Annotated in this window: 13 protein-coding genes and 1 pseudogene; 10 read left to right on the plus strand and 4 right to left on the minus strand. The window is 66.8% G+C overall.

Annotated features, from left to right (window positions below):
- Nucleotide 1: 1 nt before the first annotated feature.
- A complete protein-coding gene (locus BM394_RS18035; protein ID WP_092928494.1) occupies nucleotides 2-805 on the plus strand; it encodes an IclR family transcriptional regulator domain-containing protein in 804 nt (267 codons plus the stop codon).
- Nucleotides 806-879: 74 nt separating this feature from the next.
- Here BM394_RS18035 and BM394_RS18040 read toward each other — a convergent pair whose 3' ends face one another.
- From BM394_RS18040 to BM394_RS18055, 4 genes are all read right to left on the minus strand, one after another.
- Nucleotides 880-2799: an ABC transporter ATP-binding protein gene (locus BM394_RS18040; RefSeq protein ID WP_092980017.1), complete on the minus strand. Its 1920-nt coding sequence runs from the start codon at nucleotides 2797-2799 to the stop codon at nucleotides 880-882.
- A gap of 304 nt (nucleotides 2800-3103) precedes the next feature.
- Nucleotides 3104-3661, minus strand: coding sequence for a hypothetical protein (locus BM394_RS18045; RefSeq protein WP_092980020.1), 558 nt, complete (start codon nucleotides 3659-3661; stop codon nucleotides 3104-3106).
- Nucleotides 3662-3902: 241 nt separating this feature from the next.
- On the minus strand, nucleotides 3903-6362 hold the full coding sequence (locus BM394_RS18050) for a Tex family protein (protein WP_092980022.1): 2460 nt from the start codon (nucleotides 6360-6362) through the stop codon (nucleotides 3903-3905).
- An 84-nt stretch (nucleotides 6363-6446) separates the two neighbouring features.
- Nucleotides 6447-8282 (minus strand): transketolase, encoded by a 1836-nt coding sequence (locus BM394_RS18055; RefSeq protein WP_092980170.1) that lies wholly within the window; start codon nucleotides 8280-8282, stop codon nucleotides 6447-6449.
- 193 nt (nucleotides 8283-8475) lie between these two features.
- Between BM394_RS18055 and BM394_RS18060 the strand changes: the two genes are divergently transcribed.
- From BM394_RS18060 to hpnH, 9 genes and pseudogenes are all read left to right on the plus strand, one after another.
- A complete protein-coding gene (locus tag BM394_RS18060) occupies nucleotides 8476-9315 on the plus strand; it encodes a mechanosensitive ion channel family protein (protein ID WP_092980024.1) in 840 nt (279 codons plus the stop codon).
- A gap of 33 nt (nucleotides 9316-9348) precedes the next feature.
- The gene (locus BM394_RS18065) at nucleotides 9349-10167 is read left to right on the plus strand and encodes a PRC-barrel domain-containing protein (protein WP_092980172.1); all 819 of its coding nucleotides are present in this window, start codon (nucleotides 9349-9351) and stop codon (nucleotides 10165-10167) included.
- A gap of 240 nt (nucleotides 10168-10407) precedes the next feature.
- A pseudogene (locus BM394_RS23785) lies at nucleotides 10408-11181 on the plus strand (squalene/phytoene synthase family protein); the annotation flags it as partial.
- 54 nt (nucleotides 11182-11235) lie between these two features.
- On the plus strand, nucleotides 11236-12120 hold the full coding sequence (gene hpnD / locus BM394_RS23790) for a presqualene diphosphate synthase HpnD (RefSeq protein WP_342752744.1): 885 nt from the start codon (nucleotides 11236-11238) through the stop codon (nucleotides 12118-12120).
- Nucleotides 12117-13472: a hydroxysqualene dehydroxylase HpnE gene (hpnE, locus tag BM394_RS18075; protein ID WP_092980026.1), complete on the plus strand. Its 1356-nt coding sequence runs from the start codon at nucleotides 12117-12119 to the stop codon at nucleotides 13470-13472. Before hpnD ends, hpnE begins: the two co-directional genes overlap by 4 nt.
- Nucleotides 13473-13475: 3 nt before the next feature.
- Nucleotides 13476-14486: a polyprenyl synthetase family protein gene (locus BM394_RS18080; protein WP_092980029.1), complete on the plus strand. Its 1011-nt coding sequence runs from the start codon at nucleotides 13476-13478 to the stop codon at nucleotides 14484-14486.
- A 125-nt stretch (nucleotides 14487-14611) separates the two neighbouring features.
- Nucleotides 14612-16516 carry a squalene--hopene cyclase gene (gene shc / locus BM394_RS18085; RefSeq protein WP_092980176.1) on the plus strand — a complete coding sequence of 635 codons (1905 nt, stop codon included), beginning with the start codon at nucleotides 14612-14614 and terminating at the stop codon, nucleotides 16514-16516.
- A 9-nt stretch (nucleotides 16517-16525) separates the two neighbouring features.
- The gene (locus tag BM394_RS18090; protein WP_139235259.1) at nucleotides 16526-17137 is read left to right on the plus strand and encodes a phosphorylase family protein; all 612 of its coding nucleotides are present in this window, start codon (nucleotides 16526-16528) and stop codon (nucleotides 17135-17137) included.
- A 17-nt stretch (nucleotides 17138-17154) separates the two neighbouring features.
- Entirely contained in the window at nucleotides 17155-18156 is a 1002-nt protein-coding gene (gene hpnH / locus BM394_RS18095; RefSeq protein WP_092980037.1) for an adenosyl-hopene transferase HpnH, read from the plus strand.
- Nucleotides 18157-18265: the final 109 nt, after the last annotated feature.

The following is an 18265-nucleotide window of genomic DNA, read 5'->3' on the forward strand; positions in this document are numbered from 1 at the left end:
TATGGAGTCCGAGGCCGATTCCGGAGTCGTGGGGCCGGTGCAGTCCCTGACGCGTGGGCTGATGGTGATCCGCGCCTTCGACGAGACCAGGCCGGAGATGACGCTGAGTGAGGTCGCCCGTGTCACGGGGCTCTCACGTGCGGCGACTCGTAGGTTCCTGCACACGCTCGTGCGGTTGGGCTACGTCTGGACCGACGGTCGGCTGTTCGCGCTGACCCCCCGCGTGCTGGAGCTGGGATTCTCCTACCTGTCCAGCCTGTCGTTGCCGGAGATAGCGCAGCCGCACCTCGAACGGCTGGCCGCCCAGGTCCACGAGTCGGTCTCGGTGTCGGTCCTGGACGGGGACGACATCGTCTACGTGGGGCGCGTCCCCACCTCCCGGATCATGACCGTGGCGATCAACATCGGCACCCGCTTCCCCGCTTATGCCACCTCGATGGGGCGGGTGTTGTTGGCGAACCTGGGCGAGCAGGAGCTCACCGAGTACCTGCGCCGGGTGCGTCCCGAACCGTTGGCGCCGCAGACCCTGACCAGCGTGGGTCCGCTCAGGCGGGAGCTGGAACGTATCCGGGCACAGGGATGGGCCGTGGTCGATCAGGAACTCGAAGCCGGGCTGCGTTCGCTGGCGGCCCCCATCCGAGATCGCACCGACAGTGTCGTCGCCGCGGTCAACGTCTCCTCCCACGCGAGCAGGACGAGTGCGGAGGACGCCCGAAACGAGCTGCTGCCGCCGCTGCTGGAGACGGCCGCCAAGATCGAGGCGGATCTACGGGTGGCTCCCCAGGCGGGCAGAACAGCCAGGTGACGGTTCCGGCCCGCCCGGTCGTCGAGCCCGGTTGTCGAACAGGGCTCCGGGATCGGGAGCCACTCCGTTCGTCATCACGCCCCTCGGAGGTGTGTGGCGGTGTCCCGGGGTGTTTCCCGGCCTCGGGAACCCTGCTCGTCGAACTGGGTCCGGTAAAGCTCGGCGTAGTGGCCGCCCCGTTCCAGCAGCTGTTCGTGGGTGCCCTGCTCGGCCACTCTTCCCTCGGCTATCACCAGAATGCGGTCAGCGCGGCGGATGGTGGCCAGTCGGTGGGCGATCACCACTGATGTACGTCCCGTAAGCGCCGTAAGCAGCGCCTGTTGCACGGCCTCCTCCGAACGGGAGTCCAGATGGGCGGTCGCCTCGTCGAGAACGACGATCGGCGGTTGTTTGAGCAGCAACCTGGCGATCGCCAGTCGCTGCTTCTCGCCGCCGGAGAGCCGGTAGCCGCGGTCCCCGACGACGGTGTCCAGCCCTTCGGGCAGTTCGTCCAGCAGTTCTTCGAGCTGCGCGGTCCGCAGCACCCGGTACAACTCCGTGTCGGTGGCACCGGGCGCGGCGTAGGCGAGGTTCGCCCGGATGGTGTCGTGGAACAGGTGGGCTTCCTGCGTGACCATACCGATGGTCGAGTACAGCGAGGACAGCGTGACGTTCCGGATGTCGTGCCCGCCGACCCGAACACCGCCGGAGTCCACCTCGTACAACCGTCCGGCCAGATGGCCGATCGTGGTTTTGCCCGCCCCGGAATGCCCGACCAGCGCGATCATCTCGCCCGGTTCGGCCCGGAACGTGACGTCGTGCAGCACCTGCTGTGCCGGACCGCTCTCCGTACGGGCCACCGATTCCAGCGAGGCCAGGGAGACTTCCTCGGGACCGGGATAGTGGAACGAGACCGAGTCGAATTCGAGACTCGTTGAGTCGCGTGGCAGCTCGATCGCGTTCTCCCGTTCGCGGATCATCGGCGGCAGATCCAACACTTCGAAGACCCGGTGGAAACTGACCAGCGCGGTCATCACGTCGACGTGCACGTTGGACAGTGATGTCAGTGGACCGTAGAGCCGGGTGAGCAGCGTCGTCAGCGCCACCAGGGTTCCCAGCTGCAGCGAACCACCGATCACCAGCGTTCCGCCGAGTCCGTAGGTCACCGCCGTCGCCAGCGCGGCCACCAGCGTGAGTCCGACGAAGAACACCCTGCTGTACATGGCCGAGAGCACTCCGAGGTCTCGGACCCGTTCGGCCTTGCGGGCGAACTGCTCGGTTTCCTCGTCGGCCCTGCCGTAGAGCTTGGTCAGCATCGCCCCGCCGACCCCGAACCGCTCCGTCATCAGGGAACTCATCTCGGCGTCCACGGCCATCTGTTCCCGAGTGACGCGTTGCAGACGCTTGCCTATCCACCGCACCGGGAACAGGAACAGCGGCAGCAGGGCCAGCGCGATCAGCGTGATCTGCCAGGACAGCGCGAACATCGCCGCCAGTACCAGCACCAGGCTCAGTACGTTCGACACCACCGCCGACAGCGTGCTGGTCAACGCGCGTTGCGCCCCGATGACGTCGCTGTTGAGCCTGCTGGTGAGCGCTCCGGTCTGTGCACGCACGAAGAACGCCAGCGGCATCCGCTGCACGTGGTCGAACACGTCCCGGCGCAGGTCGTAGATGAGCCCTTCCCCCAGGCGGGAGGAAAACCAGCGTTGCAGCAGCGTGAGCACCGCTTCCAGCAGCGCGATCCCGGCAACCCCCACCGACAGCCAGACGACCACGTTCAGTCTCCCCGGCACGATGCCGCGATCGATGATCGCTTTGAACAGCAGCGGGGTGACGACTCCCAGCACGGCTGTGGCCGCGACCACGAGCAGAAACGGAACGATGATCCGCGTGTAGGGACGCGCGTAGCCGAGGATGCGTTTCGCCAGTCCCGGTGGGAGACGCTGTCTGGTCACCGAGCTGTCCCTGGTGAGTGAACGCATCGTCGCCCAACTCACTCCGCTGTTGTCCATGCGAGACCTTCCGTGCTGTCGAAGACGCTCCGCCGGAATCCTGCGAATTCGAGTTCGCTCGAAGTCAATGTTCCACGGGAGCGAACGCCGGAGGAACCCGTTCCGGGTTGGTCGTGTCGCCCCGGCCGTGATGCTTCCCGCCGCACAGGTGGTGTGTCGAGCCGAGGACTTCGTTCCACCGCGCGGCGAACGAGACTTCGTTACACCTGGCCGCCTTGTCGTCCGCCGCTGCGGGGACAGCGTGGTTTTCGGACTGGTGAGTTCTTGCGATCGAGTGACCTGAGATCGATCGGGGGCTCAACCGTTACGCCGGCGGGTCGGTTCGGTACGCGTGCCCGTCGACCTGTCTCAGGGACACGGTTCGCCCGGCGGCCAGAGCGGCGATGCTTATGGCGATCACGAGGGCGAGCCAAGCCGACGCCCCAGCTGATTCGTCTCCGCCCGTGGTGCCCACAAACACCCCGAACAGCACAGCGGCGACACCCGCGAGGGCGGCCAGGCTCGCATGCGCAGGCATACTGGCCGAGGTCGGAGCGCACGTGCCCAGACAGGCCACGGCCAGCGCCACGAGCACCACAGGCACCACGCCGGTCACGGGACTGTAGCCCTCGCTGATCACGGCGCCGGAATCCGGATTCACCAGCTCGAACAACCGGAAAAGCCCGACAGTCCTCTCGTAGGTGGGGTACTCATCCGAGTGCAACCACGGTCCACCGGACAACGCCAACAGCACGCTGCCCAGGGCCGCGTACAGTATCCGGAAGCGCACCGCCCGCCCATCGGCTACAACGGAGTTCTGATAGGCGGCGAACCGGCTCTTGAGCTCCTCAATTTCGTGCTCGCGGTCTGACGTACTCGGCATACGTGCATCCTATGCGGCGGCGAGCAGCGCACTGGTCCCGAACCATCGGTACGAAGTGGATTTCCGCACACGGCTGGTGTGGCCCGGAGGCGAGTCAATCCACGCGGAAGCTCTCATTGCCGTACGTCTCCGGGTGCGATACCGGCCGAGGCGGACAACGCGCCAAGTCGGGCCCGAAGGCTTCCCGGAACTCGTGCGGCGGGACGGCCGCGCCTCCTGCCCACCGCACGAGCCGTACCGGCTAGTCCTCGCGGTAACCCGCGCGTCGCAGGGCGTCAGCCATGGCCCCGCTGCCCGCGCCGCGCTTGTCCTGCTGTTTGCCCTGTTGCTTGCCCTGCCGTTGGTTGGCGCCGCTGCCGCGCTTCGCTCCGGCCCTGCCGTTGGCCGCGGAACCGCGAGCCCGCTTGCCGGAGTCACCGGACTCCGTTCCGGAACCACTTCCGGCGGGAGTGACGTCGTCGTCCAGCCGAAGTGTCAGCGAGATGCGTTTGCGGTTCACGTCCACCTCACGAACCTTGACCCGTACGACCTCGCCCGGTTTGACGACCTCCCTCGGATCGTTGACGAACGACTTGGACATCGCGGAGACGTGTACCAGCCCGTCCTGATGCACCCCGACGTCGACGAACGCACCGAACGCGGCGACGTTGGTGACCACCCCTTCCAGCACCATGCCGGGTGCCAGGTCGTTCAACGAGTGGACGTCCTCGGCGAAGTTGGCGGTGCGGAACTCCGGACGGGGATCGCGTCCGGGTTTTTCCAGTTCGGAGATGATGTCGGTCACGGTGGGGAGGCCGAAGGAATCGTCGGCGAAGTCCGCGGCCCGCAGTTCGCGCAGCAGACCGCGATTACCGATGATGCCGTCCAACGAGCTGTTGGTCGACTCGACGATCCGGTGCACCACCGGATAGCTCTCCGGGTGGACGCTGGAGGAGTCCAACGGGTCGTCGCCGTCGGTGATCCGCAGGAATCCGGCGCACTGCTCGAACGCTTTCGGCCCCAGCCGGGAGACCTCCCGAAGCGCCTTCCTGGACAGGAAGCGCCCGTTCGTCTCGCGGTGGCCCACGATGTTCTCGGCCAGCCCGGCGTTGATACCGGAAACGCGGCTCAACAGCGGCGCCGAGGCGGTGTTCACGTCCACGCCCACGGCGTTGACGCAGTCCTCGACCACCGCGTCCAGCGAGTGCGAGAGCTTCGACTCGGAAACATCGTGCTGATACTGCCCGACTCCGATCGACTTCGGGTCGATCTTGACGAGTTCCGCGAGTGGGTCCTGCAACCGCCGGGCGATCGAGACGGCCCCGCGCAGCGACACGTCCACTTCGGGGAGCTCCCGCGACGCGTAGGACGAGGCGGAATAGACCGAGGCTCCCGCCTCCGAGACCGAGACTCTGATCAGGCCGTCGCGGGACTCGGCCAGTCGCGCCGCCAGTTTGTCGGTCTCCCTGGAGGCCGTTCCGTTGCCGACCGCGAGCAGTCGCGCCCCGTGTCGGTCGACCAACCGCTGGAGGGTGGCGAGCGCCTCCTCCCAACGCCGCTGCGGCTCGTGTGGATAGATGGTGGCGGTTTCGGCGAGCCTGCCGGTGGCGTCCACAACGGCCACCTTCACTCCTGTCCGGTAGCCCGGATCGAGACCGATCGTGGCACGTGGTCCGGCTGGGGCGGCCAGCAGCAGATCGCGAAGGTTTCCCGCGAACACCCGCACGGCCTCGTCCTCGGCCCGCTGCCGCAGCCTGTTGCGCAGGTCGATGTCCAGGTGAACCATGATCCGGGTGCGCCACGCCCAGCGCACGGTTTCGCGCAACCACGCGTCGGCGGCCCGGCCGCGGTCCTCGACGCCGAACCTGGCGGCGATACGTCGTTCGTAGTCACTCGGTGCCCGCCCGTCGGCCGATCCCTGCCCGTCAGAGCTGTCGGGATCGAAATCGAGGGTGAGTTCGAGGACTTCTTCCTTCTCGCCGCGGAACAGCGCGAGCACCCGGTGCGAGGGCAGCGCCCCCAACGACTCCGCGAAGTCGAAGTAGTCGGTGAACTTCGAATCGTTCTCGGCAGCACCGGAGCGAGCGTTCGAGGACAACCGGCCCCGTTGCCAGGCCAGTTCGCGCAGTTGCCCGATGAGATCGCCGTCCTCCGCGAAACGCTCCACCAGGATGGAACGTGCCCCGGCCAGTGCGCCCGCGGTGTCGGGCACACCGTTGTCGGCGTCCACGTACGCGGCTGCCGAGGTCTCGGGGTCCTGTCCCGGGTCGTCCAGCAGCCCGGTCGCGAGTGGTTCCAGTCCCGCTTCGCGGGCTGTCTGCGCCTTGGTTCGGCGCTTGGGTTTGAACGGCAGGTACAGATCCTCCAGCCGGGCCTTGGAATCGGCGGCCATGATCCGGCTGTGGAGCTCGTCGTCGAGCTTTTCCTGCTTGCGGATCTCTTCGAGGATCGTGTTGCGCCGCTGTTCCATCTCGCGCAGGTAGCGTAGCCGCTGTTCCAGCGTACGCAGCTGCTCGTCGTCGAGCGCTCCGGTTGCCTCCTTGCGGTAGCGGGCGACGAACGGCACCGTCGCCCCGTCGTCCAGTAGCCGCACGGCGGCTTCGACCTGCTCGGCGCCCACGCCGAGTTCGTCGGCGATCCTTTGGTGAATCGACGTCGTCACGATCCTGTTCAGCCCTTCGACCGGCCTTGATCCCTTGTTGTGATGAGCATTCTCGCCCATCCGTACCCGATGGGTACCGGCCAGGGCTTTCCCGGCGTGGCGTATCACCCGGAAGGGCGGTACGCCACCGGAACCGGGAATGTGTCAGCGAGTACCGGAGCTGGGTACCAGCTCCCGAGCGGCGCGGGTGATGGCCGCCGAGTCGATTCCGGCCTGCGCGAGCAGTTCGGCTGGTTTACCGGAACCGGGCATCTCGGTGACCGCCAACTTCGTCACGGGCACACTGGCTCCCGCTTCGGCGAGCGCGGCGAGCACCGCGTCGCCGAGTCCACCCTCGGGCCAGTGGTCCTCCACCGTCACCAACCCGTCGGTCTCCTCGGCCGCCAGGCGCAGGGTTTCGATGTCGATCGGTTTGATCGAGTACAGGTCGACCACCCGTGCCCGGATACCCTCATCGGCCAACCGCTCCGCGGCATCCAGTGCCTCGTGCAGGGTCACACCCGCTGCCACGAGGGTCACGTGCTCACCCTGCCGCACAGTTTTGGCACCGCCGATGGGGAAGTCCTCGTCGGGCCCGTAGATCACCGGAGTGGCACCACGGCTCGCCCGCAGGTAACAGATGCCCTCCCGGTCGGCCATCGGTTCGAGGAGACCGACCGTCTGATTCGCGTCACAGGGGTACAGCACGGTACTGCCGTGCACCGCACGCATGGCGGCCAGGTCCTCCAGCGCCATTTGGGAGGGGCCGTCCTCGCCGATCGCGACTCCGGCGTGTGAGCCCATCAGATTCAGCGCGGCACGGCTGACCGCGGCCATCCGGATGAAGTCGTAGGCACGACTCAGGAACGCCGCGAAGGTGGAGGCGAACGGTATCCACCCCCGTGCCTGCATCCCCACCGTTGTGGCCAGCATCTGCTGTTCGGCTATGTACATTTCGAAGTACCGTTGCGGATGCGCTTCGCGGAACTGCTCCGAATGCGTGGAGTTGGACACCTCACCGTCCAGCGCGACCACCTCGCCACGTCGGGATCCCAGTGCTCGCAACCCCTGTCCGTAAGCCTTGCGGGTGGCCGCGGCGTCTCCGACTTCGAAAACGGGGGGTGGTTCGTAGGCCGTAGCGAAGGTGCGGGGGTCGCCCACCGTCTCGGGCGGGTTCACCTTGACGCGCAGCTCGCGCGTTCCGCCGAGTTCCTCGATGGCCGCGGTCGGGTCCTGCAGTGGTTTGCCGTGTTTACCCGGCAGGTCCTCGACCTCGCTGACTCCCTTGCCCTTTCTGGTGCGAGCCACGACGGCTGTCGGACGTCCCCGCGTCGCTTCCGCCTCGTTCAGCGCGGCCTCGATCCGTTCCGGATCGTGTCCGTCGTCCACCTCCACGGTGTGCCAACCGATGGCGCGGGCACGATCCGAGTAGGCTTTCAGGTCCCAACCGTGCATGGTCTCGCCGGTTTGGCCGAGACGGTTGACGTCCACGAGTGCGACAATGTTGTCCAGCCGGTAGTGAGCGGCGTGTTCGAACGCCTCCCAGATCGATCCCTCCGCCATTTCGCTGTCGCCGCACAGCACCCACACCCGGTTGCCCAACGTGTCCAGTTTCGCGGCGGTCAGCGCCAGCCCCACTCCTACCGGCAGTCCCTGCCCGAGTGAACCGGTGGCCACGTCCACCCAGGGCAGGGCGGGGGTTGGGTGGCCTTCCAGCCTGCTGCCGAACTCGCGGAACGTCAGTAGCTCCGCGTCGTCGATCGCTCCGGCGGCCTTGAAACAGGAGTACAACAGCGGAGAGGCGTGCCCCTTCGAGAAGACCAGGTGATCGTTCCGCGGGTCTTCCGGTTGGTCGAAATCCAGTCTCAGATGACCGTCCAGCAATGCCGCCATCAGATCGGCCGCGGACATCGACGAGGTGGGATGACCCGAGCCCGCCGCATCGGCGGCTCTGATCGAGTCCACTCGCAGCTGTTGTGCCAGTTCGTGCCTGAATTTCATCCGTTCCACTCCACGCGGATTCCCGGGTGGTCGAAGCCACAAACCCCGGCCGGGGAGCTGGAAGTCGTGCCGGAGCGAACACCTCCGGCGAACCGCTGGGGAAATCCGGGGGAGGAGTTCGTCCGGATTTGCGCGCCGGTCCGTGCGGGTTTGCAATCGGATCCCACACGATGCCTGCAGTAGGAGGCGTGCCATGGATATGGTCCTAGCGCAAGGAACCGGGTTCAACGTCCTCGACAGCCTGCAGAGCGGGTTCACACAGCTGGTCAGCTATCTGCCGCAGCTGATCGGCGCGCTTCTGGTGCTGGTGATCGGTTACATCGTCGCGAGGATCCTTCGGGCACTCGTCACGCGGCTGCTGCGTCGTCTCCATCTGGACGACCGGATGTCCCGCGCCGGCCAGGGAGCCCGTTATGTGGAGCGTCTCAGTCCCCGAGGCAGCCCCTCGAGGTTGATAGGTACCGTCGTGTTCGCCGTGATCATGCTCTTCGTGCTGTCCTCGGCGATCGGAACGCTGGGTATCCCCGCGCTGACCGGCTTCATGAACGTGGTGCTCGGTTATCTCCCGCGCGTGATCGCCGCGCTGGCGATTTTCCTCGTCGCCGCGGCCGTCGCGGGAGCCGTGGGTACGTTGGCCGGACGCACGCTGGGGGACACACCCGCTGGTCGCATGGCACGTACCGCGGCCCCGGCGCTGGTGATGGCGATCGGTGTGTTCATGATTCTCACGCAGCTTCGTATCGCTCCGGTGATCGTCACCGTGACTTATGTGGCCCTGGTCGGGGCGATAGCTCTGGGTTCGGCACTGGCCTTCGGTCTCGGTGGCAGGGAGGCCGCCGCGGAGATGATCAATTCGAGTTACCGTCGCAACTTCACCGGCGCCGAACAGGCCGCCTCCCCACAGGGTGCGGAAACCGCCGAACAGTCCCAGAACTGGACGGTGCGTGGTGCGGGAACCGCTCCGGAACCGAGCGGAGCACCCGCCGAGACCGAGCGGGGCGGCGACAGCGGTGGCTCCTACCGGACGACCTGATACCGGGCGACCTGAGAATGCGAGGTGGTCACGGTGTCCACACCACACCACGACCCCGAACCCGGTCCCGAACACACCGGAGCGGAATCGGAGCCGGACCTGTCGGGCAGGACCGTGGTGGACCGTGACGGTTCACGGTTGGGCAAGCTGGAGCAGGTCTACCTCGGACCCCGAAGCGGCTCACCCACGTGGGGAGTGGTGCGCGCGGGTGGCAAACAACGTTTCGTTCCGCTGCACGACGCCGACCCCGGCCAGGGAGCGGTACGCATCACGGCCAGCAAACGCCAGGTGCGATCCGCTCCCACGGCCGCCGCGGACGCCGAGTTGCGCCCCGAGTTCGAGGGAAGGCTGGCCGAGCACTACGCGGGAGCACCGAACACCACCCGTGGCTCGGTGTCGAGCGTGCGGCGCAGCCGGGGAATGCTCAGCGGAGTGCTGCTCGTCCTGTTGGGAGCCTGGACCGGTCTGATCCCGTTCGTCGGCCCCTACTTCGGTTACGGTTTCGGTAGCACGCAGCCGTGGAGCTTCACCATCGACCGGCTGTGGCTGTGCGTGCTGCCCGCGCTGGCCATCCTGTTCGGCGGTTTGTTGTTGGTTCCCACCGGGAATCGGTTTCTGGCGAGTGTGGCCAGTGTGCTGGCGATGGCGGGCGGAGTTTGGCTGGTCATCGGTCCCAGTCTGAGCAGGCTGTGGGGTACGGAAGGCGTCGCGACTCCGATCGGTGCCCCGCTCGGTTCACCGGGAATGTGGGTGGCGGCACAGCTCGGATTCTTCTTCGCGGTGGGCGCGCTGGTGGTGGCGGTTGCCGCCACGGCATTCGGCCGACTGACAGTGCGGTCCGTCAGGGACTGAACACCACCCGATGCGGAGCGACCGAGCTGGGAGCGACTGCACTGGGGGTTGCACTTTCAGTGACATGAAGTATTCACTAAGTCACTCAATCGGACGAGGTCAGTAAGCCTGCGCTGTGTCGCTCAGCGATCTACGCTGACCACAATGAACGCCCTCATCAGCTGTGCGGGGTAGGAGGTGGTCATGGCTGCGATACCGGACCGTGCCCGCCCTGCTCGGCAGTCGGCGCGATCGTTCGAGATGGTGCTACCCGGCCAGCTGCCGGAGGTGGGCGAGGTGCTGGCGCGGGCCCAGTCGGAGAACTTCACCGTCGCCGCCCGAGTACTGCCGTACCGGATCCGACAACACCTCATGGCCGTGTACGGCTTCGCCCGACTGGTGGATTACGCCGGGGACGAGGCGTGCGGCCCCCGTGAGGGGTTGCTGGAACTGCTCGAGGCGGATCTGGGACGTGCCTACGACGGCACACCACGACTTCCGTTGCTGCGCGCGTTCGCACCGACCGTGCGTGCCTGCGGTATTCCCCGTGCGGTCCCCTCCCGGTTGATCGAGGCGAATCGGCGGGACCAGCACGTACGTCGTTATTCCACTTTCGAGGAACTGCTCGATTACTGCTACTACGCCGCCAACCCGATCGGGGAACTGGTCCTCTACATCTTCGGCCGGGCCGAGCCGGAGTTGATCCGACTTTCCGACCGTATCTGTTCAGCCTTGCAGATCCTGGAACACTGCCAGGACATCGGCGAGGACTTTGGCCAGGGCAGAATCTACATGCCGCTCAACGACCTGCGGGACTTCGGGTGTGCGGAATCGGAGCTAGCGGCCCCAACCGCATCCGCCGAACTGCGCGGGGCCGTGTGGTTCGAAGTGGATCGCGCGCTGGAACTGCTGCGATCCGGCCAACCGTTGATAGGGCGGCTGTCCGGACTGGCCCGGATGGCGGTCGCGGGCTACGTGGCAGGTGGGGTGGCCACGGCACGGGCCTTCGAACCGGCCGGCTACGACCCACTGGCGGTGGAGGTGCGTCCCGATCGGAGGAGGATCCTCTCCGAATGGGTCCGCCTCTCGATGTCGTCCTCGGCGGGGCTCGAACACGACCGCGTCCGCGACGCCTACCGGTACTGCGAACGGATCACTCGAACCCAGGCACGCAACTTCTTCTACGGAATACGGCTGCTGCCTCCGGTCAAACGTGGCGCGCTCTCCGCCGTGTACTCCTTCGCCCGCAGGGTGGACGACATCGGAGACGGTTCGTTGTCGAGCGAGCAGAAGCTGCTACGCCTGCAACAGGCACGACAGGATATCGACGATGTCGGCCCGGACGCCAAGGACCCCGTACTGGTGGCACTGGCCGACACCGCCCGCAGGTTGCCCGTACCGCTGGAGGTGTTCCACGAACTCATCGACGGGTGCGAGGCCGACGTACGCGGCACTCGCTACGACACCTTCGAACAACTCACGCACTACTGCCGTTGTGTCGCCGGATCGGTGGGCCGCCTCTCGCTGGGGGTGTTCGGTCACGAGGTCACCGGACCTGCCGCCCAGCGTGCCGATTCCCTCGGAGTGGCGTTGCAACTGACCAATATCCTGCGCGACCTGCTGGAGGATCGCCGCGGCGGCCGTGTCTACCTGCCGACCGAGGACCTGCGTCGTTTCGGTGTCTCACTCGAACTGGACTCGCGGGGGATGTTCACCGACCCGCCCGATGCCCTGAACGAGCTCGTGCGTTTCCAGGCCCGTCGAATCGAAGGGTGGTACTCCGAGGGTTTGCGGCTGCTTCCCCTGCTCGATCACCGCAGCCGCGCCTGTTGCGCGGCGATGGCGGGGATATACCACGAGCTGCTGCGGCACATCGCGGATGATCCCGCCGCGGTGACTCGTGGCAGGATCACACTGCCGGGCAGGCAGAAAATGATCGTAGCGGCTCGTTCACTGGCGGGGATGAAATCATGACCCGTGGGCGGGTAGTGGTCATCGGTGGTGGTCTGGCCGGTGTTTCCGCCGCGTTCGGCTGTCGCGACGCCGGTTTCGACGTGACCCTGTTGGAGGCGCGCTCCCGGCTGGGAGGAGCCACTTACTCGTTCTCCCGGGGCGAGCTCACCGTGGACACCGGACAACACGTCTTTCTGCGCTGCTACACCGAGTACCTCGCACTGCTACGACGTCTCGGCACCCTCGACAGGGTGCGGATCCAACCGAGATTCCGTGTCCCGGTGATCACCCCGCACGGTCCCGGCTGGACATTGCGGCGTGCCGAGCTGCCCGCGCCGGGACACCTGCTGCCCGCACTGTGGGGACATCGTGCGCTGTCCCCACGGCAACGGCTCACCGCGGCGCGGACGGCGCTGGCACTGCGCGGACTGGACCCGGACGATCCGGCCCTGGACCGCACCGACTTCGGGAGTTGGCTGCGCTCTCGCGGCGAATCGGACCGCTCCGTGGCGACGCTGTGGGGACTGTTCTGCGTCGCGGCGTTGAATTCCCAGCCCGACGAGGCATCGCTGGCCCAGGCGGTCAAAGTGTTCCGTACCGGAATGTTGGACACCACCACCGGGGGCGACATCGGGGTGATCCGTCGTCCGCTGAGCGAAGTGCACGGTGATCCCGCCCAGCGGAAACTGTCCGAGGCGGGCGTGCTGCCGCTGACCCGGCACAAGGCGTTGGAGATATCCGGCGAACCGTGCGAATACCGCGTGCGGGTGAGCGCCGAGCAAGAGTACGAACTGACCGCGGACGCGGTTGTCCTCGCCGTTCCGCACCCGGCCGCCGCCAAACTGCTGGCGGACCGAACCTCACCCGTCGGAGTCGACCTCACCGAGTTGTCGCGCGCGCCCATCGTGAACGTGCACGCCCATTTCGACCGCAGGGTCACCGACCTGTCCATGGCCGCCGCCCTGGACTCCCCGGTGCAGTGGTTGTTCGACCGGACGGAAGCCGCCGACGCGCCACGCGGCCAGTATCTGGCGATTTCGTTGTCCGCGGCCCACGAGGAGGTGAAGGCGCGCTCCGCACGGCTGCGTGAGCAGTACCTACCGGAGTTGCGAAGGTTGTTTCCCGCGGCTCGAGAAGCGCGACTGCTGGATTTCTTCGTCACGAGAGAGCCCGCGGCCACGTTTCGGCCCGTCCCCGGCGCGAGGTCGTCGCGTCCGGCCGCGCGCACGGCCGAACGGGGACTCGTGCTGGCGGGCGCGTGGACCGACACCGGTTGGCCGGACACCCTCGAAGGGGCTGTACGGAGCGGAAACACCGCGGCCAGTGTCGTCAGCGGGACCGTCGACCGCCACAGCGATGTGGCGTGGAGGTGACGCATGACAGTGACAATGCCCTCCGCGCTGTCCAGCGCCCGGGAATCCATCGACTCGCGGTTGCGTCACACTGTCGCCGGATTGGATCCGGACACCCGCAGGGTCAGCGAATACCATTTCGGCTGGATCGATGCCGAGGGTGCCGAGGACAACCGGCCGGGAAAGGCGCTGCGTCCGGCACTTGTGCTGTTGTCGGCGCGGGCCGCCAACGGCGACGAACGCAGTGCCTGCAGCGGGGCGGTGGCCGTTGAACTGGTGCACAACTTCTCGTTGCTGCACGACGATCTGATGGACGGTGACATCTCCCGCAGACACCGTCCCACCGCCTGGACCGTGTTCGGGCGGTCCGCCGCGCTGCTGGCGGGGGACGCGCTGCTCGGACTCGCCAACGGCGTGTTACTCGAAGCCGATTCGCAGCGGGCGTTGTGGGCGGCTCGTGAACTGTCGGGCACCGTTCGCGAACTCATCGCGGGACAAGCGGCGGATCTGGACTTCGAGCAGCGCACCGAGGTCGGATTCGACGAGTGCCTGCGCATGGTGGCGGGCAAGACCGCCGCGCTGATCGCGTGCTCCTGCTCCCTCGGCGCCCTGCTGTCGGGAGCTTCCGAACACACCGTCCGACGACTGCGCGGTTTCGGATTCGAACTCGGAATGGCGTTCCAGCTCGTCGACGATCTGCTCGGAATCTGGGGAGATCCGGAGGAGACCGGAAAACCGGTGCTTTCCGACCTGCGTTCCCGCAAGAAGTCGATGCCGGTCGTGCACGCGCTCAATTCGGACACCGACGCCGGTATGCGGCTGCGTGAGCTGTACCGCCAACCGGAGGAACCCACCGAGGCCCAAGTGCTCCGAGGGGCGGAACTGCTGCGTTCGGCGGGCTCGGAGGAATGGACCAGGGCCGAGACGGAACGCAGGTTGACGGCCGCTCACCGGCAACTTCGTGACGCCGGGTGTCAGGGAACGACCGAAGAACTGACCGAACTCGCCGATTTCGTTCTCCGGAGGAACCAGTGACCGGATCGCTGCGCCAGAACGGCGACATCCGTCGAGCCGACCAACCCCGAGCCGACGGCCCCGTCACCGAGACGATGGCCCCGCCACAGCCGTCCGCGGCGGACGTCGATTCCGAGCGGGCCTCGATGCCGCCGGGGCAGGGGTTTTCCTGGGAGGAGGCGCTCCGAGCCGGCAGCGATCACTTGTTGGGGCTGCAGCACGAGGGAGGATGGTGGAAGGGAGAGCTGCAGACCAACGTGACCATGGACGCCGAGGATCTGATGTTGCGTCAGTTCCTCGGGATACGGACCTCGGCGGAGACCGCCGCCGCGGCACGTTGGATTCGCTCCCAGCAGCGCGCGGACGGTACCTGGGCGGCCTTCCACGGTGGTCCCGGCGAGCTGTCCGCGACCGTGGAAGCCTACATCGCCCTGAAACTCGCGGGCGACGAGGTGGACGACGAGCACATGGTCACCGCGCGGCGTTGGATCCGACGCCGCGGGGGCATCGAACGCACCCGTGTGTTCACCCGCATCTGGCTGGCGATGTTCGGCCAGTGGTCGTGGGACGAGCTGCCCGCCATGCCGCCGGAGATCGTCATGCTGCCGAGCTGGGTACCGCTGAACCTGGCCGACTGGGGCTGCTGGGCGCGGCAGACCATCGTTCCGCTGACCATAGTCAGCACCCTGCGTCCCCGGCGTGAACTGGGAGTCGACACCGCCGAGCTGCGCACCGGCACACACCCGGTGGGGCGGGTACGCGAGAACGCCGGAACCTCCCGTTGGGAGTCCGTGTTCAACGGGCTCGACCGGGCGTTGCACGTCTATCAACGACACCCGATCCGGCCATTGCGCGAGCAGGCCATGCGGCGGGCGGCCGAATGGATCGTGGCGAGGCAGGAAGCCGACGGTTCCTGGGGAGGTATCCAGCCGCCCTGGGTTTACTCCCTGCTCGCGCTGAACCTGCTCGGCTATCAACTCGACCACCCGGTGATGCGTGCGGGTATTCGGGGGCTGGAGGGCTTCCTGGTCAGACAGGAGTCGGAACAGGGCAGCCTCCGCAGACTGGAGGCCTGCCAGTCGCCGGTCTGGGACACCGTGCTGAGCATCCAGGCGCTGCACGATGCCGGGGTACCGGACAGTGACCCGGCGATTCGTGACGCCGTCGAGTTCGTCCGCTCCGAGGAGATCACCGTTCGAGGGGACTGGGCGGTACGACGTCCCGAGCTACCCGGCGGGGGAGGGTGGGCCTTCGAATTCGAGAACGACGGTTACCCCGACATCGACGACACCGCGGAAGTACTGCTGGCTTTCACCCGTACCGGCTATGTCGAACAGGACCGCATCGCCGCGGCCGCCGACCGGGGAAGACGCTGGCTACGCGGTATGCAGTCCCGCGGTGGCGGCTGGGGAGCCTTCGACGCCGACAACACGCGTTGGCTGGTGAACAAGCTGCCCTTCTGCGACTTCGGGGCGGTCATCGACCCGCCCTCCGCTGATGTCACCGCGCACGTGGTGGAGGCCTTGGCCCAGCTCGGGGACGCCAACGACCGCGTCGTCCGCGACGGCATAAGGTGGCTGCTCGAACAGCAGGAGAACGACGGTTCCTGGTACGGCCGTTGGGGAGCCAACCACATCTACGGTACCGGGGCCGTGGTTCCCGCCCTGGTCGAGGCAGGGATATCGGTACGGCACTGCGCGCTCACCCGTGCGGCCCGTTGGCTGGAGCAGCGGCAGAACCCGGACGGCGGTTGGGGCGAGGACCTGCGTTCCTACACCGATCCGGCCTGGATCGGTGTAGGGGACTCGACCGCTTCGCAAACCGCCTGGGCCCTGCTGGCACTGCTGGCTCTGGGACGTCACGACACCGATCCGGTGCGACGCGGAATCGCCTTTCTGGCGGACACGCAACAGGCGGACGGCAGCTGGGCGGAACCGCAGTTCACCGGAACGGGGTTCCCGGGTGACTTCTACATCAATTACCACCTCTACCGACAGATCTTCCCGGTGACCGCTCTCGGGCGATACCGACAAGCCGTCCACGCCGAATAGGTGCTCGCCATGACATCGGACCTGCTCGTATGCGCCCCGCTGCGAGTGGAGGCCCGCGCGTTGCGCCGACTGGGCGGGAACCGAGTGTTGCGAACCGGGTACGGCAAGCGACGCAGTGCTCGGTCAGCGGCCGAACTCACCGCGCGCGAATTCGGTGCGTTGGCCGTGGCCGGCCTGGCAGGAGGGCTCGACCCAGGACTGCGCAGCGGTGACGTGGTGGTGGGAACCGAGGTCGTCGGGTCGGGGAACGGCGCGTGCCGGCACTCCGACCGTCCCGAGCTGTTGGCCCACCGGCTGCGTGGCCTCGGGCTGCGCGTGTGGCTCGGTCCGGTACTGACCAGCGAGCGGTTGGTTCTCGGTGCGGAGCGCGTCGCCCTGGCACGGGGCGGCGCGCTGGTCGCGGACATGGAATCGGAGGTGTTGGCGACAGCGGCAGCAGACCGTCCCGTTGTGATCGTGCGTGTCGTACTCGACACCCACCGACAACCGCTGCTGGGTCCCGGCTCGCCGGCTCGGCTGTCCGGGGCGCTGCGGCGGTTACGCGCTACCGGCCTGCCGCTGCTTCGCTGGGCCGAGGCTGTGGCGGGACCCGGTTCGCTGGATACTGTCCGTTCTCGCTGAAGCAAAGAGGTGCCGCAATGGGTATCCCGATCCGCCAGGCCGCCAAGGTTGGTGCCTACCTGGTCAAACAAAAGATTCTGCGGCGTAAGAAATTCGCGTTGACCCTCGAGCTGGAGCCGTTGTTCGCGTGCAACCTGGCGTGCGCTGGCTGTGGCAAGATCCAGCACCCGGCCAACGTGCTCAAACAGCGGATGCCGGTGGAACAGGCATTGTCCGCGGTCGAGGAGTGCGGAGCTCCGGTGGTCTCCATCGCGGGCGGTGAACCGCTGATGCATCCCGAGATCGAGACGCTCGTCCACGAACTCGTCAAACGCAAGAAGTTCGTCTACCTGTGCACCAACGCGCTGCTCATGCCGCGCAAGATCGACGAGATCGAGCCCTCCCCTTATTTCTCGTGGGCAGTGCACATCGACGGGTTGGAGGAGCGTCACGACGCCTCGGTGAGCAAGCAGGGAGTGTTCGCCCAGGCGGTGGACAACATCAAGGACGCTCAACGTCGCGGTTTCCGCGTGACCACCAACAGCACCTTCTTCAGCACCGACACGCCCAAGACGGTCATCGACGTGCTGGACTACCTCAACGACGAACTCAACGTCGACCAGATGATGCTGTCCCCCGCGTATGCCTACGACAAGGCACCCGACCAGGATCACTTCCTGGGGGTCGAGGAGACCAGGGAGCTTTTCAAGAAGGCTTTCGCCGACGGGAGGCGCAAGAAGTGGCGGTTGAACCACTCACCGCTGTTCCTCGACTTTCTCGAGGGCAAGCGCGATTTCGCCTGTACGGCCTGGGCGATCCCCTCGTACTCGTTGTACGGCTGGCAGCGCCCCTGCTACCTCATGGCGGACGGATACGCACAGTCCTACCGCGAGCTGATCGAGGAGACCGACTGGGAGTCCTACGGAAGGGGAAGAGATTCCCGTTGCGCCAATTGCATGGCACACTGCGGCTACGAACCCACCGCGGTGATGGCGACGATGGGGTCGCTACGGGAGTCGCTGCGGGCGATGCGCGGCTGAGCCGCCTGCACGGTGTGTCCGTGGTCACCGGCTGCGGTGTAGTGCCGTGACCTCGGGCTATAATGGAACTCGACACGAAGTCCATCGCGCGGCTCGTCGCATGCTCAAC

Origin of the sequence: Actinopolyspora lacussalsi subsp. righensis, from assembly GCF_900116555.1 — a bacterium.
GTDB classification, from domain to species: domain Bacteria; phylum Actinomycetota; class Actinomycetes; order Mycobacteriales; family Pseudonocardiaceae; genus Actinopolyspora; species Actinopolyspora lacussalsi.